This window comes from Pontimonas sp. (assembly GCF_031581085.1).
GTDB lineage: Bacteria > Actinomycetota > Actinomycetes > Actinomycetales > Microbacteriaceae > Pontimonas.
Map to the genome: position 1 here is coordinate 46,835 of NZ_JAVLBO010000004.1, position 21,080 is coordinate 67,914.

The 21,080-nt window shown below is 61.4% G+C and carries 20 protein-coding genes; 15 read left to right on the forward strand and 5 right to left on the reverse strand.

Annotated elements, in window-relative coordinates; translation table 11 throughout:
• Positions 1–4: 4 nt before the first annotated feature.
• Together RI518_RS02350 and RI518_RS02355 are read right to left on the reverse strand one after the other, a co-directional pair.
• The gene (locus RI518_RS02350; RefSeq protein ID WP_310670927.1) at positions 5–445 is read right to left on the reverse strand and encodes a SufE family protein; all 441 of its coding nucleotides are present in this window, start codon (positions 443–445) and stop codon (positions 5–7) included.
• Positions 445–1,344 carry a sulfurtransferase gene (locus RI518_RS02355; RefSeq protein ID WP_310671124.1) on the reverse strand — a complete coding sequence of 300 codons (900 nt, stop codon included), beginning with the start codon at positions 1,342–1,344 and terminating at the stop codon, positions 445–447. Before RI518_RS02355 ends, RI518_RS02350 begins: the two co-directional genes overlap by 1 nt.
• A 109-nt stretch (positions 1,345–1,453) precedes the next feature.
• Between RI518_RS02355 and zapE the strand changes: the two genes are divergently transcribed.
• The 5 genes from zapE to RI518_RS02380 all read left to right on the forward strand — a co-directional run bounded on the left by zapE (position 1,454) and on the right by RI518_RS02380 (position 6,524).
• Positions 1,454–2,518, forward strand: coding sequence for a cell division protein ZapE (gene zapE, locus RI518_RS02360; RefSeq protein ID WP_310689245.1), 1,065 nt, complete (start codon positions 1,454–1,456; stop codon positions 2,516–2,518).
• A gap of 207 nt (positions 2,519–2,725) precedes the next feature.
• Positions 2,726–3,949 (forward strand): ammonium transporter, encoded by a 1,224-nt coding sequence (locus tag RI518_RS02365; protein WP_310670930.1) that lies wholly within the window; start codon positions 2,726–2,728, stop codon positions 3,947–3,949.
• Between the two features lie 147 nt (positions 3,950–4,096).
• Positions 4,097–4,609, forward strand: a complete 513-nt coding sequence (locus RI518_RS02370) for a VanZ family protein (RefSeq protein WP_310670931.1) — start codon at positions 4,097–4,099, stop codon at positions 4,607–4,609.
• Positions 4,610–4,674: 65 nt separating this feature from the next.
• Complete coding sequence (locus RI518_RS02375; RefSeq protein WP_310689246.1) at positions 4,675–5,634, forward strand: glycosyltransferase family A protein; 960 nt, start codon at positions 4,675–4,677, stop codon at positions 5,632–5,634.
• Positions 5,631–6,524, forward strand: coding sequence for a DUF368 domain-containing protein (locus RI518_RS02380; RefSeq protein ID WP_310689247.1), 894 nt, complete (start codon positions 5,631–5,633; stop codon positions 6,522–6,524). The genes RI518_RS02375 and RI518_RS02380 overlap by 4 nt, the downstream gene beginning before the upstream one ends.
• A gap of 104 nt (positions 6,525–6,628) precedes the next feature.
• On the opposite strand, the gene RI518_RS02385 is transcribed toward RI518_RS02380, so the two are convergent.
• Positions 6,629–7,081, reverse strand: a complete 453-nt coding sequence (locus tag RI518_RS02385) for a hypothetical protein (protein WP_310670935.1) — start codon at positions 7,079–7,081, stop codon at positions 6,629–6,631.
• A 104-nt stretch (positions 7,082–7,185) separates the two neighbouring features.
• Between RI518_RS02385 and RI518_RS02390 the strand changes: the two genes are divergently transcribed.
• The 4 genes from RI518_RS02390 to RI518_RS02405 all read left to right on the forward strand — a co-directional run bounded on the left by RI518_RS02390 (position 7,186) and on the right by RI518_RS02405 (position 9,692).
• The gene (locus RI518_RS02390) at positions 7,186–7,854 is read left to right on the forward strand and encodes a CDP-alcohol phosphatidyltransferase family protein (RefSeq protein WP_310670937.1); all 669 of its coding nucleotides are present in this window, start codon (positions 7,186–7,188) and stop codon (positions 7,852–7,854) included.
• 3 nt (positions 7,855–7,857) lie between these two features.
• Positions 7,858–8,319, forward strand: a complete 462-nt coding sequence (locus RI518_RS02395) for an FHA domain-containing protein (protein WP_310670938.1) — start codon at positions 7,858–7,860, stop codon at positions 8,317–8,319.
• 63 nt (positions 8,320–8,382) lie between these two features.
• A complete protein-coding gene (locus RI518_RS02400) occupies positions 8,383–9,018 on the forward strand; it encodes a MerR family transcriptional regulator (protein WP_310689248.1) in 636 nt (211 codons plus the stop codon).
• 125 nt (positions 9,019–9,143) lie between these two features.
• Entirely contained in the window at positions 9,144–9,692 is a 549-nt protein-coding gene (locus RI518_RS02405) for a MerR family transcriptional regulator (protein ID WP_310670941.1), read from the forward strand.
• Positions 9,693–9,788: 96 nt separating this feature from the next.
• Here RI518_RS02405 and RI518_RS02410 read toward each other — a convergent pair whose 3' ends face one another.
• The gene (locus RI518_RS02410; RefSeq protein WP_310670942.1) at positions 9,789–10,586 is read right to left on the reverse strand and encodes a ParA family protein; all 798 of its coding nucleotides are present in this window, start codon (positions 10,584–10,586) and stop codon (positions 9,789–9,791) included.
• 88 nt (positions 10,587–10,674) lie between these two features.
• Between RI518_RS02410 and RI518_RS02415 the strand changes: the two genes are divergently transcribed.
• The 6 genes from RI518_RS02415 (at position 10,675) to RI518_RS02440 (ending at position 19,072) form a co-directional block, all read left to right on the forward strand.
• Positions 10,675–14,079, forward strand: coding sequence for a pyruvate carboxylase (locus tag RI518_RS02415; RefSeq protein WP_310689249.1), 3,405 nt, complete (start codon positions 10,675–10,677; stop codon positions 14,077–14,079).
• 84 nt (positions 14,080–14,163) lie between these two features.
• Positions 14,164–15,372, forward strand: coding sequence for a MinD/ParA family protein (locus tag RI518_RS02420; RefSeq protein ID WP_310689250.1), 1,209 nt, complete (start codon positions 14,164–14,166; stop codon positions 15,370–15,372).
• A 4-nt stretch (positions 15,373–15,376) separates the two neighbouring features.
• Positions 15,377–15,877, forward strand: a complete 501-nt coding sequence (locus RI518_RS02425; RefSeq protein ID WP_310670946.1) for a peptide deformylase — start codon at positions 15,377–15,379, stop codon at positions 15,875–15,877.
• Positions 15,878–15,999: 122 nt separating this feature from the next.
• The gene (locus RI518_RS02430) at positions 16,000–16,902 is read left to right on the forward strand and encodes an ROK family protein (RefSeq protein ID WP_310689251.1); all 903 of its coding nucleotides are present in this window, start codon (positions 16,000–16,002) and stop codon (positions 16,900–16,902) included.
• A 27-nt stretch (positions 16,903–16,929) separates the two neighbouring features.
• Positions 16,930–17,613 (forward strand): lysophospholipid acyltransferase family protein, encoded by a 684-nt coding sequence (locus RI518_RS02435; RefSeq protein ID WP_310689256.1) that lies wholly within the window; start codon positions 16,930–16,932, stop codon positions 17,611–17,613.
• Between the two features lie 82 nt (positions 17,614–17,695).
• Positions 17,696–19,072 carry a class II 3-deoxy-7-phosphoheptulonate synthase gene (locus RI518_RS02440; protein WP_310671126.1) on the forward strand — a complete coding sequence of 459 codons (1,377 nt, stop codon included), beginning with the start codon at positions 17,696–17,698 and terminating at the stop codon, positions 19,070–19,072.
• Here RI518_RS02440 and pknB read toward each other — a convergent pair.
• A complete protein-coding gene (pknB, locus tag RI518_RS02445; protein ID WP_310689252.1) occupies positions 19,069–21,063 on the reverse strand; it encodes a Stk1 family PASTA domain-containing Ser/Thr kinase in 1,995 nt (664 codons plus the stop codon). The two genes, RI518_RS02440 and pknB, sit on opposite strands and share 4 nt — an antisense overlap.
• Between the last annotated feature and the right edge of the window lie 17 nt (positions 21,064–21,080).

The window sequence follows — 21,080 nt, forward strand, 5'->3', positions numbered from 1 at the left end:
GGGCTCACCCGGCGGCGGGTTGTGAAAGCTGGCGTTGAATTCGCCAAATCATTCCGGCCATTCCTCGTAAGCGCAACAGGCTGACCGCCTCTTCGAGGCCCAGACTTTGGGGAAAATCAAGCGGAACCGCCAAGATTTCGTCTGTATTCAAGCCCCGGAAGCCTTGAACCAAAATTGACGCAAAACCTCGGGTCGTCGGAGCTTCCGCGGGGGCGGAGGCATACACGGTGGGTTCGTCGGTGGCGCCATCGACGTGGATAAACACCGGAGACTGGCATTCGGTGACCCGCTCCCAGGCATCTTCCGGCACGATTCCGTCGGGAACTTCCGGCAGCTCGTCCGAGAACTCCAGGAGCAACTGGAGACGATCATTGACCCCGAGCGCGAGGAAATCGTCCTGAATGGAACGCAGGGACTGGGGCAGCGTGGCGGCTGAATCAGACATTATCGCCCAGGGGCCACGCCCGGCTCGTCACCCTTCGCGATGGGGACCCGCACCGCGGAGCCCCATTCTGTCCAGGACCCGTCGTAGTTTTTCACGTTGTCGATACCCATGAGGTGCTGCAACACGAACCAGGTGTGGCTGGAGCGCTCACCAATCCTGCAGTAAGTAATGACGGGCTCTGATCCGTCGACACCGGCCTGATCGGTGTAGACCGCCTTCAAGTCCGCGAGAGATTTAAACGTTCCGTCCTCGTTGGCTGCCTGCGCCCACGGCACACTCTGCGCGGTCGGGATGTGTCCACCCCGCAGCGCCCCTTCTTCCGGGTAGGCGGGCATGTGCGTGCGCTCACCGGTGTATTCCTCACGAGAGCGCACATCAATGAGTGGACGGCCGAAGTGGTCGAGGACGTCTTCTTTAAACGCCCGCAGGGTCTCGTCGTGTCTGGCGACGACGGGGTACTCGGCCGCCTGTGGCGCCGGGACCTCCCGGGTGGTCTCACGGCCTTCGGCAATCCACTTATCGCGTCCGCCGTTGAGCAAGCGAACATCGGGGTGGGAGAAGAGGCTAAAGACCCACAGGGCGTAGGCGGCCCACCAATTACTCTTATCGCCGTAAATCACGATGGTGTCGTCTCGGGAGATTCCCTTCGCCGACATGAGTGCCGCAAATTGCTCTCCGTTGAGGTAGTCGCGCACGACAGGGTCGTTTAATTCGGTGTGCCAGTCGATTTTGACCGCCCCGGGAATGTGTCCTGTGTCGTAGAGGAGGACGTCTTCGTTCGATTCGACAACCACTAACCCCTCGGTGCCTAAGTGTTCGGCGAGCCATTCGGTGCTCACCAGGCGTTCGGGGTGGGCGTAGTCGTGAGTGGCGCTCGAAGGATCGGTGGGTAGGGGCATAGCGACTCCCGGTCTGCCCAGAAACCTGGGCATTAGACGTGATTAGACTATGAACAGTCTCCCACCAATTGGCTGGAAAATCACGGGAAAAAAGGAGCAACACCCTTCAATGGTTTATTCGACCAGCCAATCGTCTCCCTCGCGGCTCGTGGAGCGAAATCCCGACATGAGCGCCGCGGATCTGCTGGAGTATTTTCACCCCCCGGCTCAATTCGCGCAGGCTAGTCTCGACAATTACGTCCCCGACCCCGCCTACTCGTCCCAGCGGGACGCATTGGCCGCTGTTCAACAGTTTGCTCTCGGCGGGAGCTTTCGACCGTCGGGGGTGAAGTCGTGGTTTGGCAAGGCGAAGCCGGCAGCAGAATCACCCGAGCGCCCCGGGATTTACCTCGACGGCGGTTTCGGAGTCGGCAAAACACACCTCCTCGCTGCGCTGTGGCACAGCACACCGGGACGCACCTATTACGGAACGTTTATCGAATACACCGCGCTCGTGGGCGCCCTGGGCTACCAGGGAGCCGTTGAGCATCTCAGGGGCGCAGATTTTTTGGCAATCGACGAGTTTGAACTCGATGACCCGGGCGACACGATGGTCATGTCACGCTTGCTCGGTGAACTGGTGAATACCGGGACCCGTCTCGCGGCGACGTCCAACACACCGCCCAACGCGTTGGGCGAGGGGCGCTTCGCCGCAGAAGACTTTCTGAGAGAAATTACTGCCCTGTCGGATAAGTTTCTCACCGTTCGTATCGAGGGTGAGGATTACCGCAAACGGGACTTTGACGGCCACGCGGTGAGCTTCAGCGCTGAGCAGTTAGACCAGATTGCGACAGAAAACTCGGGCGCTGTGACCAGGGACGGCTTTGATCAAGTGGTCAATCACCTGCGATTGATCCACCCGAGTCGTTTTGTTGGTCTGGTGCGCGATCTGGACACGGTCATTCTTGACGACGTGCACGTCCTGCACGACCAAGCCCAGGCGCTCCGGCTGGTGGCTCTCGTTGATCGCCTCTACGACCAACAGGTCGCTATCGCCTCCAGCGGCGTGGCGCTGGACGAAGTCTTCGACGACACAATGCTCTCTGGTGGGTATCGAAAGAAATATTTGCGGGCGACTTCGCGCATGATTGCGCTGTCTCGACTGGTCGAGCTGCCATCGGCCGAGGGGCCATAGGCCACACGGCCCGCTTCGCCACCACAACGGGTGCCAGAAACACAGTCTTAACGTGGGGGCCGCCTCGGTAATGCCCCGGTAACATCCAGGCTGCCTTCCCTGAAACGCGCCGCCCACACACTGAGTGAGCACACAGAGCGTTGTGCACGCAACCAAACGGTCGCGTGATCACAGCCTCCACTGATTACCAATTCTCAGGGGGAAAAAATGGATACAGGCGAACTTGCCTGGGCAGTCATGGCCACCGCATTGGTGTTGTTGATGACACCCGGCCTCGCGTTTTTCTACGGCGGTTTGGTGAAAGCCAAATCCGTGGTCAGCATGATGATGATGAGCTTCGGCGCGATGGCACTCGTCGGCGTCTTGTGGGTGCTCTACGGGTTCAACATGTCAGCCGTGGGGAGCACCTGGGCGTTCTCGGGTAACCCGTTTGCTGACTTTGGACTGGGGGGCATTGCCGGTTCGAACGAGGATCTCATCGGGGCAGCGTTTGGCGCGACCTTTGCGATCATCACCACGGCGTTGATTTCGGGCGCTATCGCGGACCGTGCGAAGTTTGGGTCCTGGATGGTCTTCGCGGGCATCTGGTCGACGCTGGTCTATTTCCCGGTTGCTGCCTGGGTCTGGGGCGGCGGATGGATCATGAACCTCGGCGAGACCTTGGGTTTGCCCGAAGTCATTGACTACGCCGGCGGTACCGCCGTGCACATTAACGCCGGTGCAGCGGCGCTGGCCTTGGCCATTGTTCTTGGCCGACGGGTGGTCTTCGAAAAGGGTGCGCACAAGCCTCACAACGTTCCGTTGGTGATGCTGGGTGCGGCTCTGCTGTGGTTTGGCTGGTTCGGGTTCAACGTGGGCGCCGAATACGCCAACAGCATGGAGCTTGCGGGCTTAATTACCCTGAACACGCTGGTCGCCACCTCGGCAGCCATTCTCGGGTGGCTGTTCATTGAGAAGATCAAAGACGGCAAACCGACCTCCGTGGGTGCTGCCTCCGGTGCGGTGAGCGGTCTCGTGGCCATCACCCCGGCCTGTGCCAACGTGACCCCGACCTTCGCGGTCATTCTGGGTATCGTGGCGGGAATCCTCTCCGCTTTGGCCGTCGAGCTCAAATTCAAGTTCGGGTTCGATGACTCTCTGGACGTCGTGGGAATCCACCTCGTGGCCGGAATGGTCGGAACCCTGTACTTGGGTCTGTTCGCGACCGGTACTGGCCTGTTCACCGGTGGTGACTTCGGTCAGATGATCGTCCAGGCGATTGCAGGATTCGGTGTCCTGATCTTCTCCTTCATTGCGGCGCTGATCATCGGCTTCGCGATCGAGAAGACCATGGGCTTCCGAGTGACCAACGAAGACGAGGTGGCGGGAATCGACACCATCGTCCACGGTGAAGAGGGCTACGCCCTCGAAGGCGAATACCAGAACTCCTAATCGCCGCACCGACGCAACAGATGAGGGGCCCCCGTCGGGCCCCTCATCTGCGTGTGTGTGGGCGGAGCGAATCTGCACCGCGCACAGCGAGCTCGCGCCACTACGCTCAAAGGGCACACCAATCACTGCGGCCACAAAGGACCTGATATGTCGCTCATGGGGAAGGCTCCACGCAAAAGCCGACTGCGGCTCCTCATTGGGTTGGCCATCCTCTTCGCCTACAGCGGCCTGATACTCGCGGTGACGCTCTCGCCCACCCAAATGGACGTCAACTATCAAAACGCGGTGCTGCGCCTTATCGAGGTGCTCCACCGAAACGGTGTGCCGACCTGGTTTGGCTATGGCGAAATAGAGTTCCTGGCGAACGTGGGGATGTTTGTTCCCTTCGGTTTCATCGTCGCCATCCTGCTGCCCCAACGACTCTCGGCTCTCACCGTGTTAATCGGTCCCGGGTTTTCTGCTTTCATTGAACACTTTCAGGGGCAGTTTCTCAGCGAGAGAGTCTCCAGCGTGTACGACATCTATGCCAATTCCGCCGGTGCCATCATCGGTTTTGTCTTGGCTGCGACACTCAGAGCGATTGTGCACTCGCGGGATCGAAAAGTTGTCGCGAGAGCTATTTGGCAGTACGAACAGGGGCTGAGGCCCACGGGCCGCTAGGCCCCGGGGAGCGCGTGCGCTCCGATGCCTTGTCCACCGAGCCCTACACTGAGGGCGGTAGCGCCGTGAGGAGAACCACTATTTCTACGACATCGCCCGTGTTGCTGTTGTCTTTCAATCGCCCCGATACGACCGCGAAAGTATTGGGGGCGCTGCAGCGGGCGCAGCCTCGTGAACTCTTCGTTTTTAGTGACGGACCCCGTGAAGGCGCGGAGGGCGAAGCCACCAAAGTCCAGGACACCCGGGCCGTAATCGACGAGATGGTCGACTGGAGCCCCACCGTTCACTATCGCTATAACGAGAACAATCAGGGACTCTTTGCCGGGGTGTCTGGAGCCCTCGATTGGTTTTTTTCCCACGTCGATGAGGGCATCATCCTGGAAGATGACTGCGTGCCCCACCCGGACTTTTTTGGCTACTGCGATCAACTACTCGAAAAATACCGCGACGATGACCGCGTCTGGTGCATCTCCGGTGACAATTCAGTCGATCTGCCGATTTCGCACGGTGCCAGTTACGGCTTTATCCGCGACCCACTGATTTGGGGGTGGGCGACCTGGGCGAGGGCCTGGAGGCACTTCGATCATGAGCTCTCCGGCTGGCCCGCGATTCGCGCGAGTTCGACCGAGCGTCAGATGTATCCGGATCGAGTCGAGCGCCGGGTGCGTCGAAAAAGTTTTGACCACTATTTCACTAGCGGCATCGATGCCTGGGGTTATAAGTGGAAGTTCACCGTCCAGAAAAACGGTGGCTTGGTGGCCGTTCCGAGAGTGAACCTGGTGAGCAATATTGGCTGGAATCGCCCCGACGCCACCCACACATCGGGTGATTCGCTGCGCGCGGCCAAGGCGACCGAGGCGATTCTCCCTCTCGTGCACCCGGAGACCGTGACCCTGGATAAGGCTGCCGACCGAGAATGGGTGGAATCCCGCGGTTTGGGTGTGAAGAAGTATCGCTGGAGCTACCAGCTGAAGAAACTCCTCGGCAGAGTGCGCCGATTCATCGGTCGGAGGGTGGGTCGATGAGGGCGTGGGGTGCGCGACTTGTCGACACGGTGCGCGGTGGGGCGATCGGTGTGGCCGAGATCATTCCGGGTGTCAGCGGGGGGACCATTGCGCTTCTGGTGGGCATCTATGACACCCTGATTTCTTCCGCTGCCGTCATGGTGCGTGCGGCCCTCGCGCTGTTTCGGCCCTCGAAGCGATCACGGGACTGGCCCGCACTGCGAGCACTGCCCTGGTTTCGCCTTGCCCTCATCGCTGCGGGGATGCTGGTGGCGATTGTGGCAGCGGCCGCCGTGATCGAGCCACTGATTGATCAGTTTCCGGAGCTCACTCGGGCGTTTTTCGCCGGGCTGATCGTCGCGTCGCTGGCGGTGCCCATCCGAATGGTGGGGGAGCCCTTTGGCCTCTCGCGTATCGTGTTGGTCCTGGCCGTGGGGGCGGGGGTTTTTCTGGTGCTGGGTTTCGCTCCGCTGAACCAGGTCGACCCGCAGCCGTGGATGATTATCTCCTCGGCCGCTTTGGCGGTCTGCGCACTAGTCCTCCCCGGAGTTTCCGGGTCTTTCCTGCTGCTCTCCCTGGGCCTCTACCAACCTACGCTCGCGGCGGTCAACGACCGAGATTTCGGCTACCTGGGTCTCTTTATTGCGGGCGCCCTCTTGGGTTTGGGCTCCTTCGTGGTCCTGCTGCAGTGGTTGTTGCAGCGGGCCAGGGCTCTCACCCTGACGGTGATGACGGGGTTGTTGTTGGGATCGCTTCGTGCCCTGTGGCCGTGGCAGACCGACGAGCGGGTGCTGTTGACCCCGGTGATAGATCAACTCGTGCCCGCACTGCTCTGGGCAGCCCTCGGAGTGGTCATCGTTGTCGCCCTCATGGTGTTGGAGCGCAGGCCGGCTGCACAGCACAAGCGCTAGAGACCCGGGGTAATAACCGGGTGTGACACCCCTGGTGTGATACCCCTGGTGTGACACTCACCAGCGGGGAAACCCCGGTGACAATGCGGGACGATAGCCCGTCGCTAGACCCCTACGGGTTGATCTTCCCGGAGAGAGGCTTTCCAGGAGACGAGAGCTTGAACTGTCTCGCTGGGGTCGCCCGATAGTGCCTCCATGGCGTCTTCGGGGACGTTGTAGTTGATGGCGACGAACGCCCGCACCTTCTCACTGGGGTCACTCGCCAGCTGGCGCAATACCTCGCACGGGGTGTGCGGGTTTCTCGCCAAGCACTGGCGCACACCCTCATCGGAATCTTGGGCGAGCGCGTGGTAGACCGCTTCGGGAGCGTGATAGGACAGCGCAGCACTCTCTCGAATCTTGGGGTGGTCATCTCGAGCCATCGCCTCGATTCGTCTGATTTTCGATTCGCTGATGGCGGGAGAGAGGAACGCGGCGACCGCGTCGGTGTCGCTGTGCGAGCGGAGGTTCTCCAACTGCTCTTTTTGAGCGGGGGTATTGAATCGTATGCAAGACATAACTCCACAGCGTAGGAAGCACACCCGGCAATAGTGGGCTCCGCCACGCCCATGTCGCCGTGATTTTGCTGAGAAAACATCTGGGTCAGCCGTAGACTAATGACGTGCCAGATCGCACTGTGGGGCAGAGGGTTGACGGGGGTGAGACTCCCTCCGGCGCTATTGCGGTGAGCCGCCGAATTGCGACCCTTCCCAATCTGGTCAGTGTGCTTCGTCTCGGAGCCATTCCGCTGTTTTTGTGGCTTGTGTGGCGAGGCGATGACCTGATCGGGTTGATCGTCCTGGTCGTTGCGGTCTCCACGGATTTTGTCGATGGCGCCTTGGCGCGTCGGTTGGGACAGGTATCGGTACTGGGCCAGTTATTGGACCCCCTCGCGGACCGGCTGTTTATTGCCGCGGTGGTGGTGGCGTTGACGTTTCGGGACGTCGTGCCCCTGTGGGTGGTGCTGGTCGTGCTGGGACGCGATGTGCTCTTGGGCGCCGGCACGCTCATCTTTCGCCGTTTTGGGGTCGGGGTTCTCCCGGTGAAGTGGATGGGGAAATGGGCCACATTTGCCCTGCTGCTGTCCCTACCGCTCTTTCTCCTGGTCAGTGTGTTTGAGGGTGTCTCGGTCTACGTCTCCCCGTTTGCGTGGGCGGTCGTTGTCGCGGGCGTGGTCTTGTATTGGTGGGCGGGGATTTTGTATCTTCTCGATGCCGTGGGTATTGCCCGCACACGGCGTGCAGGGCGCCCCGATGAGTCCGGTACGCTAGCAGCCACGACGGAAGGCTAGGTCATGGTGGATCACTCTGAGGACGGACAAGCTCCCTCCGATGACACCTCAAGCACTCAGCGCTTCGGGCCCGATTTTGAATCGAAGATTCAAGGCTTAGAAAACGGTTTGAGTCTGGAAGAACAAGACATTGTTCAGGCTCTTCCTGCCGAATCTGCCCTGCTCATCGTGCGCCGGGGACCGGGTATCGGAGCGCGGTTTTTGCTCGATCAGGACCGAACCATTGCCGGTCGCCACCCCGAGGCGGATATTTTTTTGGACGACGTCACGGTCTCTCGCCGGCACGCAGAATTCGTACGCCACGGCAACTCTTTTGAAGTACGCGATATGGGTTCGCTCAATGGGACCTATTTCGATGGTGTGCTCATCGACCAGGCGCTTCTCCACGAGGGCGCTGAAGTGCAGGTGGGAAAATTTCGCATGACGTTTTATCCCTCGGCCGGCCAGACCGAGCGGGGCGCATAGGTGGCGGGGGTGAGCCCGGCGACCACTCCAGAGCCGGCACGTAACTTACTGTCCATTGGACAGGTGCTCCAACGGCTAAGCCCCGAGTTTCCCGACCTTTCGCCGTCGAAATTGCGTTTTCTCGAAGACCGCCATCTGGTCAAGCCCGGTCGCACGCCCGCGGGCTACCGAACCTATTCCCACTCGGACGTGGAGCGGTTGCGCTTCATTTTGGGGGTCCAGCGCGATCACTACCTGCCGCTGAAGGTGATCAAGTCTTACCTCGACGAGCTCGATGCGGGGGGTTCACCGGAGCTTCCCGGGGTGTCGCGGGTCGTTCAGCCGGTGGCCGTCGGGCGGCCCAACACCCTGGAGCGGAAAGAATTGATTGCCCGGAGTGGGGCGAGTAAGGAACTGGTGGATGAGGCGATCTCCCAGGGCTTGATCTCTCCTGGGCCACTATTTGACCCGCACCATCTGCGCGTTGTCGAATCGCTCGTGCAGGCCGAGACTTTTGGTCTCACCCCGCGCCACCTACGCGGCCTCAGCCAGGCGGTCGCCCGCGAGGTCGATTTGGTGTGCCACGCGGTGGACGCAAAAAGTGAGAAGAGTGCGGAGTCGAAGCGCTCCCACAAAGAACTCCAACGCGAATTGGCCGATATCGTCCAGCAACTGCGTGTGGCCCTAGTGCGCCAGGCACTGGAGGGGTTAGAGTCGTAGCAGGCAGAGCTGGCGACACGCCCGAGCGTATCGCCAGCCCCCAATCCCACTGTCGGTGACATCGATCAGTACAGTGGGGGAGCGAGCCTAACTGTCAACTAGAGGATGAAGGTAGAGCGTTAGTGATGGATTACACGCCTTCCGGCCACGGGACACACCCCGGAGATTTTCTCTTCACCGACGGCTTGCCTGAATTGGACGCCGACCACGGTTACCGCGGCCAAGTCGCCGCGGCCGCTGCCGGAATCAGTTATCGGCAGCTGGACTATTGGGCGCGCACCGGACTGGTCGAACCCACCATCAGAAATGCGGTGGGTTCGGGTTCGCAGCGTCTCTACGGCTTCCGGGACATCTTGGTCCTCAAACTCGTCAAGCGCCTACTCGATACCGGAATTTCGCTTCAGCAAATCCGCGTCGCGATGGAGCAGCTGCGAAGCTCCGGCGTGGAAGATCTAGCCCAAACCACTCTGATGAGCGATGGCGCGCGGGTGTATCTGTGCACCTCCAACGACGAGGTCATCGACCTGGTCTCCAGGGGTCAGGGAGTGTTTGGAATTGCGGTCGGGAAAGTCCTGCGCGAAGTGGAATCCACCCTGGTGAGCGCGGAAACGACCGACGCCACACTCGACCCTCGAGACGAGCTGGCTGCTCGGCGAAGCCGCCGAGCCAGCTAGCACGACTCTCCCCGCGAGGGTGAAACACCCCGCTGGCTGGACACTGTCGGCGGGGCGTGCAGAGCGCGGTTTAGACCGCGCGGGCCATGAGCGCTCCTAGGCTCCAGTGCCGATTGGCACGTCTTGTTGAATTCGCACCAGAAGGGCATCGAAGAGCGCTGCGGCCTCCTCTGCCGATTCTCCCGGCCAGAGGTGCACGGGCGTGGCCGAACCCTGCGCCTGCTGCAGCACGACACGCTCTTGCAGTGGCGGTTCGATAACCCTCGTGCCAAACATTTCCCGCATTTCATCGATGCGGAACTGGTGCTCGATGGATTGCGGGCGCACGCGATTGATCACGGCCCCCAGAGGTCTCAGTCTGGGCGAGACTGCGCGCTGTAGCTCATCGACCGCGCGAAAGGCGCGCTGCGTCGCCGCGACGGAAAAAAGGCTCGGTTCGGTGACCACCAACACGCGATCACTGGCCGTCCAGGCCATCCGAGTCAGGCCGTTGAGAGACGGGGGACAGTCGAGAATGACGAGGTCGTAGTCGGCTTCCAACTCGGCCAACACCTCTTCCATCCGCCAAATCTCCCGCCTGGTCAACATCGGGGTATCAAACTGCATGTTGGCGGGTGAGCCCAGCATCGCGTGGACCGTTCCGCGGTGATTTTTGGTCCAGCCCGATGGGGCGATTGCCTGGCGAATTGTCTGAGATTTGGGGTTACCCAGCACGTGAGCAACCGTGAGGTGGTTGCCCATTATCACATCCAAGCCGGTGGACGCGTCTGACTGCGGGTCCATGTCGATGACCAGAGTGCGTTGGCCTTGAGCGAAGCCAGCCGATGCCACACCGAGGGTTACCGTCGTCTTGCCGACGCCACCCTTAAGAGAACTCACACTCACCACGCGCATGTCACCACAGCTTAACCTCAGTAGGCTTGGACGAGGGCGTACCGCGGTGGAAATCGGGGTGTGTCGCCGGTAATAGGAGGGCTGTGACGTGTTCGACAAAATTCTTGTCGCAAACCGTGGCGAAATCGCGATCAGGGCGTTTCGCGCGGCCTACGAATTGGGGGCAAAAACCGTCGCGGTGTACCCCCAAGAGGACCGCAATTCACTACACCGCATGAAAGCCGATGAGGCCTACCGCATTGGAGAGCTTGGCCACCCACTGCGGGCCTACCTAGACATCGACGAAATCATTCGCGTGGCGCTCGAATCGGGAGCCGACGCGATCTACCCCGGTTACGGTTTTCTCAGCGAAAATCCCAAACTCGCCCGAAAGGCCCACGACAACGGCCTGACCTTCGTCGGGCCCCCGGAGCGAGCCCTCAACCTCGCGGGAAATAAGGTCGAAGCGAAAAATACGGCTCGCGCGGCGGGGGTGCCCGTCCTCGAATCGAGTGAGGCGACGACCGACGTCGACGCGCTCATCGCCGCAGCGGACGATATCGGCTACCCCGTTTTTGCCAAAGCGGTGGCTGGCGGTGGTGGACGTGGCATGCGCCGGGTGGAAAGCCGCGAGCTGCTGCGCCCCGCGCTGGAGGCGGCGATGCGTGAAGCGGCCTCCGCGTTTGGCGATGACCGCATGTTCATCGAACAAGCCGTCGTGCGCCCTCGTCACATTGAGGTCCAGATTTTGGCCGACTCCGCCGGCGACACACTGCATCTTTTTGAGCGAGACTGTTCGCTGCAGCGGCGCCACCAAAAGGTGATTGAAATTGCCCCCGCCCAAAACCTTGACCCCGCGATTCGAGACGCCATGCTCGCCGACGCCGTCTCTTTCGCCCGCCAGGTGGGTTACGTCAATGCGGGAACGGTGGAGTTTTTGTTGGACACCGCCGGTGAGCGGGCCGGCCAACACGTGTTCATCGAAATGAACCCGCGAATCCAGGTCGAACACACGGTGACCGAAGAAGTCACCGACGTGGACCTGGTGGGCGCGCAAATGCAGATTGCCGCCGGGGTGAGCCTCGCCGAGCTGGGACTCAGTCAAGACACCATCGAGGTGCGCGGCGCTGCGCTGCAGTGTCGGATCACCACCGAGGACCCCAGCGCCGATTTTCGACCAGACACCGGCAAAATCACCACCTACCGCTCTCCGGGGGGTGCCGGCATTCGCCTCGATGGGGGAACGGTGAACCAGGGCGCACAAATCTCGCCCTACTTCGATTCGATGTTGGCCAAAATGACCACCCGCGGTCGAGATTTTGATCAGGCTGTTCGCCGGGCCAGGAGAGGCCTCGCCGAATTTCGGATTCGTGGCGTCCACACCAACATTGCTTTCCTCCAAGCGGTCTTGGCCGATGAATCCTTTGTCGCCGGGGATGTTTCGACGTCGTTCATCGACGAACACCCAGAACTGATCACGCCGCGGGCCTCCAAAGACCGGGGCACAAAATTGCTGACCTGGTTGGCTGACGTCACGGTTAATCAGCCCCACGGTGACGGTCGTGGCCTGATACGACCCAGTGAGAAACTGCCCGAGGTCGACCTGCTCGCCGAGCCCGCCCAGGGCTCTCGAGGGCGGCTCGAGCAACTGGGCCCGGAAGGTTTTGCGCGCGCGCTTCGCGAGCAATCTGCTCTGGCGATTACGGACACCAGTTTTCGCGACGCCCACCAGTCTTTGCTGGCCACCCGGGTGCGCACGAAAGATTTGGTCGATGTACTGCCCGCCGTCTCCAGGCTCACTCCGGACCTGCTCTCGTTGGAAGCCTGGGGCGGGGCGACCTACGACGTGGCGCTGCGGTTTCTGGGTGAGGACCCGTGGGAGCGGCTGGGTCGGATGCGCGAAGCGCTGCCCAACGTCAACCTGCAAATGCTCCTTCGTGGCCGCAACACGGTGGGCTACACGCCCTACCCGACGGAAGTGACCGACGCCTTTGTCGACGAAGCCAGTGCGATGGGTGTCGATATTTTCCGAATCTTTGATGCCCTGAACAACGTCGATCAGATGCGCCCCGCCATCGATGCGGTACGTCAGACTGGCCGCTCCCTCGCTGAAGTGGGGCTGTGTTATTCCGGAAACCTCCTGGACCCCGCCGAAGACCTTTACACCCTCGACTACTACCTGCGCCTCGCCGAAGAGGTCGTCGAGGCGGGTGCGCACATCATCGCGATTAAGGACATGGCGGGTCTGCTTCGCGCCGAAGCGGCCTACACGCTGGTTGGTGCGCTGCGGGAGCGCTTCGATCAGCCGGTTCACCTGCACACCCACGACACCGCCGGCGGCCAGTTGGCGACCCTCCTCGCCGCCTCGCGGGCGGGGGTCGATGCGGTGGATGCCGCGGCGGCTCCGCTGTCGGGCACGACCAGCCAGCCCTCCCTCTCCGCACTGATTGCCGCGTTGGAAAACACGCCCAGGGATTCGGGAATTGACCTTCAGAATGTCTTTGCCCTGGAGCCCTATTTTGAGGCCGTCCGAGCTGTCTATGCGCCCTTCGAGTCCGGCTTACCCGCCCCCACGGGTCGGGTGTACCACCACGAAATTCCGGGCGGTCAACTCTCGAACCTGCGCCAGCAAGCCATCGCACTCGGGCTCGCCGACCGGTTCGAAGCGATCGAGGACTGGTATGCGGCAGCTAACCGAATCTTGGGCCGTCCGACCAAAGTGACGCCCTCGTCAAAAGTGGTCGGCGACTTGGCCCTGCAGATGGCCGCTGCCGGTGTCGACCCCGACGATTTCGAAGCCAACCCGGATAAATACGACATTCCCGATTCGGTCATCGGGTTTATGGCCGGGGAGCTCGGAGACCCGCCCGGCGGATGGCCCGAACCGTTTCGAACGAAAATTATGGCTGGCCGCACGAGAAATCTCCAGCAAGAACCAATCGATGATTCACAACGGGCGACCCTGCTTGTGCCGGGTCGAGATCGCCAAACCCTGCTGAACCACCTGCTCTTTCCCGGCCCCGCACAGGAGTATGAGGCGGTGGTGAACCAGTTTGGTGATGTCTCCGTCATCGACACTCGCGATTATCTCTACGGACTGCGTGTGGGCGAAGAGATTGTGGTCAATGTGGAGCCCGGAGTGAGTTTGTATGTCGAACTCGAGGCCATGAGTGACACCGACGAGCGGGGGATGCGCACGGTGATGGCGAGCCTGAACGGCCAAATGCGCCCGGTCGTTGTTCCCGACCGGAGTGTCAGCGTGGAAATCCCTCAGGCGGAAAAAGCCGATCCCACACAGCCAGGACACGTCGCTGCGCCTTTCGCGGGAGTGACCACGCTGAAAGTCGAGGTCGGCCAGAAGGTTTCTGTGGGCGAGGTGGTGGCCACCATCGAAGCGATGAAGATGGAAGCCTCCATCACCAGTCAGGTCGAGGGGGTAGTCTCCCGGCTCGCCGTGGGGCTCACCCAGGCCGTTGAGGCCGCGGACCTGCTGCTCGTCATTTCCGACCAGTGAGGTAACCCCCGCCGGCCACTCTCTTCCCCGAGTGGCTCGCGCTAGAGTGAGTGGGCCCGCTGCAGCGGGCACGAAGGAGCAAGTGTGGCTAGAGCAAAAAACAATGACAGCGCTGCGGCTCAGTCCGCTGAGGACGCCACAGCGGACAACAAAGACGCCGCTCAGGACAACCCTCAGGCAGTCGCCTCCGGCGAGGGTGCATCAACGGATTCTGCCGAGCACGATTCGGTGCTCGATGAACACCAGGTCGATCCCTCAGCGATTGGAAGCGACCAGGTCGACAGCCATTCTGTGGTGCTGGAGGCACCTGTGACCGGTGACAAGTCGCCGGCACGTCCGAGCGGCGGGGGCCCTGAGGCCAGTGGGATGCTCACCGAGGAGCGTCTATTAGACCACAAGAAGACGGTCGAGCCTCCGGAAGGCTTTTTTCAACGGATGCTCTATGAGCTCTCGTTCCACTTAATCAATGTGGGCGATTCCCGCGCCGTCAGGGCTCGGAAAGAACTCTCAGCGCGTATTGCACGCCCCTTCGACGGAGACGCTCGCTACGTTCCAGTCCTGACGCGTAAAGGGGGAGTGGGCAAGACCACCGTGACCACCCTGTTGGGAATGGCGCTTGCTGAGGTCCGCGATGACCGGGTCATCGCGATCGATGCAAACCCTGACCGCGGCACACTCTCCGAGAGGGTGCCACGCTCCACCGCGGCCACTGTCCGCGATGTGGTGAAACTCATCGCCGGGATTCGGGGTTTTACCGATTTTGCGGAGCTGGTGTCAAAAGACAAGACCCGCCTGCATGTTCTGGCCTCCGACACCGACCCCCAACTCGCTGAGGCCTTCGACGAAGACGATTACAACGTCGTGGCCGACGCGGCCGCTCGGTATTATTCGGTTATTCTGACCGACTGCGGTACCGGTGTGGTCCACTCCGTGATGAAGCCCACCCTGGAGCGTGCAGACGGTCTCGTGGTGGTCTCGGGAGGGAGTATCGATGAGGCGCGGCTCGCGTCAGAGACTCTGACCTGGTTGGAAGCTAATGGGTGGAACGATCTGGTGCGCCAGACCATTGTCGTGTTGAACACCGCGACGCAGGGCACCAACGTCGTCAAACTCGAAGAAATCGAAGATCACTTCCTGTCTCGTGTGCGTGACGTGGTGCGCATCCCCTACGACCCGATGTTGGCGGCCGGGTCAATTATCGAGTGGGACACACTGAGTCCCCTCACTCGTCTTGCCGCGCGGGATTTGGCTGCGCTGGTTGTCGAGGGCGTCGCGGAGTCATCGGGACGCTAGTGCGGTGAGCTCTCGACCGATTCGGGTATTTGGCGACCCGATACTTCGCAGTCCTACCGACCCGGTCGACCCCGCCCACCCGGCGACGCGCGCCCTGGTCGATGACCTGATCGACACCGTGCAGGAGCCCGGCCGAGCGGGAGTCGCCGCTAACCAAATTGGAGTGGGCCTCCGGGCGTTTAGCTACAACGTCGATTCCGAAATTGGCTATGTCCTGAACCCGGTGTTGGTTTCTGTGGAGGGTGAGCCAGAGACCGTGGATGAGGGTTGCCTCTCTGTCCCGGGACTGAGCTTCCCGCGTCTTCGCTACCCGCGTGCAACGGTGCGGGGAGTCGACCTGGACGGCAAAGAGGTGGTCCTCATCGGTGAGGGGCTTCTCGCCCAGGCGCTACAACACGAATGCGATCACCTCGATGGTCACCTCTACATCGAAGGGTTGGAGCCCGAGATCAAACGGGAGGCGATGCGGGCGATTCGTGAATCGGAATGGTTCTCCAACCCCTGACTCGCCGAGAGCGCAAGCCTTGGCATGGGCGGTGGAGCGCAGCGCGGAGGGTCCCGGCGGGTGCAGGTGGCGACGGCTCCTGAGATGCTTTTTGGCGCGGGGAAGGCTTTACACTAAGGCGGGTGCAGAGCCTCGGAATCGATATTGGTGGAACGTCCATTAAGGCCGGTCTGGTCGGTCCAGAGGGCCTTGAGGGGGAAATTCGACAGGTCTCGACACCCTCGGATCCCGACGATATTGTCGCCGCCACCGTCGCACTCGCCGAGGAGTTCCCCCGTCGAGAGCGCGTGGGGGTCGCCGTCGCCGCATTTGTCGACCCGGCGCGCGAGCGCATTGAGCTCTCGCCCAACATTGCCTGGGAACAACGGCCCCTTCGCCTGGAGCTGGAGGAGCGCCTGAAGGTGCCCGTCGTGCTGGAAAATGACGCAAACGCGGCAGGTTTTGCCGAATACGCGCTCGGTGCTGGGCGCGAGGAATCCTCGATGGTGATGCTCACCCTGGGGACAGGGGTGGGCGGTGCTGTTGTCCTTCAGGGAGAAGTGCTTACGGGTGCCCGCGGTGTGGCCGGTGAACTGGGGCACATTGTCGTCCAGCCCGGCGGTGTGCTCTGCGGCTGCGGACAGCGCGGGTGCGTGGAGACAGTCTCGTCTGGCACCGCTCTGTTGAGAGCAGCGAGTACGCAGTTGGGCACTCGTCTCGACTCCGCCGAAGAACTGGAGCGGGCACTTCGGGATGCCCCGGAGCTGAGGCACACACTGGTCAATCAGGTGGCCCGAGGGATTACTGCGGCTCTGCTGCACATTCAGGCCGTGGTCGACCCCTCCATTGCAGTGATCGGCGGTGGTGTGAGCGAGCGTCTCGGTGAGGAGCTCTTCCAGGCGATCCAGCACGGTACAACGGACGCACTGGAGGGGCGAAGAAGCGCCGCGTTCCCCCAGATCGTCCCCGCCCACCTGGGTAATGCGGCCGGGATCATCGGGGCCGGGTTGCTCGCGGAGCGCCTAGAGCAGTCGCTGAAGCACTAGTCTGGGCTCTTTGACGGGGGTGTGACCGTGTTCTACTGGTGGTTGAAAAATGGGCTGCTTGGCCCGCTCTTTTCGACCGTCTTTCGGCCCCATATCGAGGGTGTGGACAATATTCCCCGCGAGGGTCCCGCCATCATCGTCTGCAACCATCTCTCCTTCGTCGACAGCGTTTTTCTGCCACTCGCGGTGCCCAGAAGAATGAGTTATCTCGCAAAAAGTGACTACTTCACGGGCAAAGGCGTGCGCGGGGCAATCGTGAAGTGGTTCTTCACGGCCTCGGGTCAGCTCCCCATCGATCGTGCGGGGGGTAAAGCCTCGGAAGCGTCGCTGAATACCGGATTGCAGGTGTTAGCGGAGGGGAGAATCCTCGGCCTCTACCCGGAGGGGACCCGCTCACCGGATGGTCGCCTCTACCGGGGTCGCACCGGGGTAGCGAGAATGGTCCTCGAGGCCCACGTGCCGGTCATCCCGGTGGCCGTGATCGGAACAGACAAGGTCATGCCGTTGGGGGAGCGACTTCCCCGGGTGAAAAAAGTGACGGTGCGCATGGGGGAGCCCCTCGACTTCTCTCGCTTTGAGGGCATGGAGGGTGATCGCTTTGTCTTGCGCTCGATCACCGACGAGATTATGTATCGAATCAATCAGCTGAGCGGGCAAGAATATATCGACGTCTACGCCACGACCGTGCGACACCAGACCGACCCCCGCTGAGAGTGGTCGATGCCCCGGCTGAAGTAGGCTGGAGCGGCTGTCTACGCGGATGAGGAATACGAGACCCATGAACGTTTCGACCATGATCGACCCCACTGAAGTGGTGGTGGAGCCGAGCCCTGAAGTCATTGAAGGGTTGGACCATTGGCGCACTCGGCCGGTGAAACAGCAGCCACCGTGGCCCGATCAGCGCGCCGCCGATGCGGTCTCAGAGCATTTGATGCGGGTTCCCCCGCTGGTATTCGCCGGTGAAGTCGATTTATTGAGAAATCAGTTGGCCACTGTTGCCAAAGGGGAAGCGTTTGTCCTGCAGGGCGGCGACTGCGCGGAGACCTTTGCGGGGGCGACGGCCGACCAGATTCGAAATCGGGTGAAAACAATCCTGCAGATGGCCGTGGTTCTGACCTACGGTGCCTCATTGCCCGTGGTCAAGATGGGGCGTATGGCGGGCCAGTTTGCCAAGCCTCGCTCGAGTAACGAAGAGACGCGTGACGGGGTCACCCTGCCGGCGTACCGCGGAGACATGGTCAACGGCTTTGAATTTACCGAGGCCTCTCGCACGCCCAAGCCCGAGCGGATGCTGGAGGGGTACCACACCGCGGCCTCCACCTTGAATCTCATTCGAGCGTTTACCCAGGGGGGTTTCGCGGACCTTCGCATGGTTCACAGCTGGAATAAGGGCTTCGCGGAAAATCCCGCCAACCGTCGCTACGAGGGGCTCGCCCGGGAAATTGACCGAGCCGTGAAGTTCATGGAAGCGGCCGGGGCGAACTTTGATGAGCTGAAACGGGTGGACTTTTTTGCCAGCCACGAGGGTCTTTTGATGGAGTACGAGCGGGCAATGACTCGCATTGATTCACGAACCGGCCTGCCCTACGACACCTCCGCACACTTTGTCTGGATCGGCGAGCGCACCCGGGATCTGGACGGAGCACACGTGGACTTCTTCTCCCGGGTGCAAAACCCGATTGGGGTGAAGCTGGGGCCGTCGACGACCGTCGACGACATGCATAAATTAATCGACATCCTCGACCCCGATCGCATTCCCGGGCGTCTAACTTTCATCACCCGCATGGGCGCCAGCAATATTCGTGACGTCCTCCCACCGCTGTTGGAAGCCGCTGAGAACAGCGAGGCGATGCCCATTTGGATCACTGACCCGATGCACGGAAACGGCATTACGACCCAAACGGGTTTCAAAACGCGGTTGTTTGATGACGTCGTCGATGAAGTGAAAGGGTTTTTCGAAGCCCATCGGGAGGTGGGATCCCACCCGGGTGGACTCCACGTCGAGCTGACCGGAGACGACGTCACCGAGTGCATGGGGGGCACCCAGCAGATTGACGAGTTGGGACTCGAAACCCGCTACGAGTCGCTGTGTGATCCGAGGCTCAATCACCAGCAGTCGCTGGAGCTGTCGTTTTTGGTGGCCGAAGAACTCGCGATCACAGCCAGCTAGGCGAAGCTTCTAATCGCCACCGTCGTGCCGATGGGAACCTGCTGACCCTCTGCGGGTTCAACGCTGGTCACTTCCGCGCGCGAATCCGACCAGGAATCTTCCGGCAAAACCGTGCGGACGTCCGCTTCTAAGCCCAGGTCCTCGAGGGCATCAACGGCATCCTGGATGGTCTCGCCCACCAGGTCGGGAATAGTGACCAGCGGTGGTCCTCGAGAAATTGTGAGGGTCACCGTGTCGCCCGGTTCGACCGCATCGTGTGTGGAGGGGGAGTACTGGATGACGAGGCCCTCGTCGATTGTTTCCGAGAATTCGCCGTCTCCTCCCACAACGCCCTGGAGTTCCACCTCTTGAAGAGCCTCTTGTGCTTGTTCGACACTCAAACCTTCGACATCGGGTAGTGAGCCGGCGCTCGTCACGAGGTTCACGACGGCTTCCGCGTCCAATTCGGTCCCCGGTGCAATCGTGACACCCGCGTCGTTGGTGACTTCGGTGATGACGCCGCTCGGGGCGGTATCCGAGTATTTGCGCTCCACCGTGCCCAGTGTGAGGCGGGCCTCGGTGAGGCGGGTTTCTGATTCCTCCAGGGGTAAGCCCAGGAGGGGAGGAAGTGCGGTGGGTTCAACACCCTGGGAAATGATGAGGGTGACCATCGTCTCTTCTTCCACGTCGACCCCGGATTCGGGATCGGTGGTGATGACGAGACCGGCAGGCACCGTATCGTCGAACGCTTGGTCCAGTTCTTCGGATACGACCAATCCGAGTGCCTGCAAGGCGTCCCCGGCTTCCTGGACGGTGCTGCCCGTCATACTCGGCACAGTGACAACCGTGGGGCCCTGTGGCGCAAAAAGCCACACGGCGAGGCCGATTGTGGCCAAGGCGCTGAGAATAAAAGCCCACCAGACGCCTGCGCCAGGTCCCCGTCGCGGCTTCGAAGCCGCCTGGGCGGGGGTGTCAGTAGAGCTCGCCTCGGCATAGTCGGGAACTTCTAGTCCGGCAAACACGTCACCCGCTCGACCGAGTACTTCGGTGGGTTCATCGTCTCCGGGGTGGGGCCGCGGCTCGTTCGCGCGGGTGAGGATCTGTGTGCCGTCAGCCTCATCCGAGGCGGCCGGCATCACTCGCGTGGGCTCGCCGGCAGCTACCCGCTTTTTAATGTCCTGTTCGACGCGAATAATTTGGTCGAGCAGTGCTCTCGCGTGGGCGGGGCGGTCCTCGGGTTCCCGGAGTGTCGACCAGCGGATAATCTCGTCGAGTTCGTCGGGCACATCCGGGTTGATGTGGCTGGGCAGGGGAACGCTGGCGTTGGCGTGTTGGTAGGCGATGGTGACCGCCTGGTCACCGGTGAAGGGTTGTTTTCCGGTTAGCATTTCAAACATCATGATTCCCAGCGCGTAGAGGTCGCTGCGGACATCGGCGGAACTGCCCGTCACGAGCTCGGGGGAGAGATAGGCGACCGTGCCCAGCAGTGCCTGACCAGTCTGAGTGTTGTGTGACGCTGCTCGTGCGAGACCAAAGTCAGCAATTTTGATTCGACCGTCGTCGGCCATCAGGATATTTTCGGGCTTCAAGTCACGGTGGACAATTCCCGCCTGGTGGGCCAGGTCCAAGCCTTGGAGGATGGCTTTGACGACGTCCAACGTTTGCTCCCACGTGAGTACCCCGAAGTCGTTGAGCAGTTCGCGAAGTGTGATGCCCGGCAGGTATTCCATCACGATGAACGTCAAGTCGCCGTCCTGACCCTGATCGAACACGTTGACGATGTTGGGGTGGGAGAGCCTGGCGGCCTGTCGCGCCTCTTGAATAAACCGTGCGGTGAACTGAGCGTCTTCAGCGAGGTGGGGATGCATGACTTTGACCGCAACCGGGCGCTCGAGTCGATAGTCCAAACCTCGGTAGACCGAGGCCATGCCACCGCGGGCTACGCGATCCTCGATGAGGTATCGCTTATCGATGGTGGTGCCGACTAGCGGGTCGGCGGCGGCATTATTCATTGCTTCGGATTGTATTG

Coding starts and splice junctions, on each gene's coding strand:
- RI518_RS02370 (WP_310670931.1), top strand. CDS start 4,097: ATGTCGCTCATGGGGAAGGCTCCACGCAAAAGCCGACTGCGGCTCCTC.
- RI518_RS02410 (WP_310670942.1), bottom strand. CDS start 10,586: ATGCGCGTGGTGAGTGTGAGTTCTCTTAAGGGTGGCGTCGGCAAGACG.
- RI518_RS02440 (WP_310671126.1), top strand. CDS start 17,696: ATGATCGACCCCACTGAAGTGGTGGTGGAGCCGAGCCCTGAAGTCATT.
- RI518_RS02395 (WP_310670938.1), top strand. CDS start 7,858: ATGGTGGATCACTCTGAGGACGGACAAGCTCCCTCCGATGACACCTCA.
- RI518_RS02350 (WP_310670927.1), bottom strand. CDS start 445: ATGTCTGATTCAGCCGCCACGCTGCCCCAGTCCCTGCGTTCCATTCAG.
- RI518_RS02365 (WP_310670930.1), top strand. CDS start 2,726: ATGGATACAGGCGAACTTGCCTGGGCAGTCATGGCCACCGCATTGGTG.
- RI518_RS02385 (WP_310670935.1), bottom strand. CDS start 7,081: ATGTCTTGCATACGATTCAATACCCCCGCTCAAAAAGAGCAGTTGGAG.
- zapE (WP_310689245.1), top strand. CDS start 1,454: ATGGTTTATTCGACCAGCCAATCGTCTCCCTCGCGGCTCGTGGAGCGA.
- RI518_RS02355 (WP_310671124.1), bottom strand. CDS start 1,344: ATGCCCCTACCCACCGATCCTTCGAGCGCCACTCACGACTACGCCCAC.
- RI518_RS02380 (WP_310689247.1), top strand. CDS start 5,631: ATGAGGGCGTGGGGTGCGCGACTTGTCGACACGGTGCGCGGTGGGGCG.
- pknB (WP_310689252.1), bottom strand. CDS start 21,063: ATGAATAATGCCGCCGCCGACCCGCTAGTCGGCACCACCATCGATAAG.
- RI518_RS02405 (WP_310670941.1), top strand. CDS start 9,144: ATGGATTACACGCCTTCCGGCCACGGGACACACCCCGGAGATTTTCTC.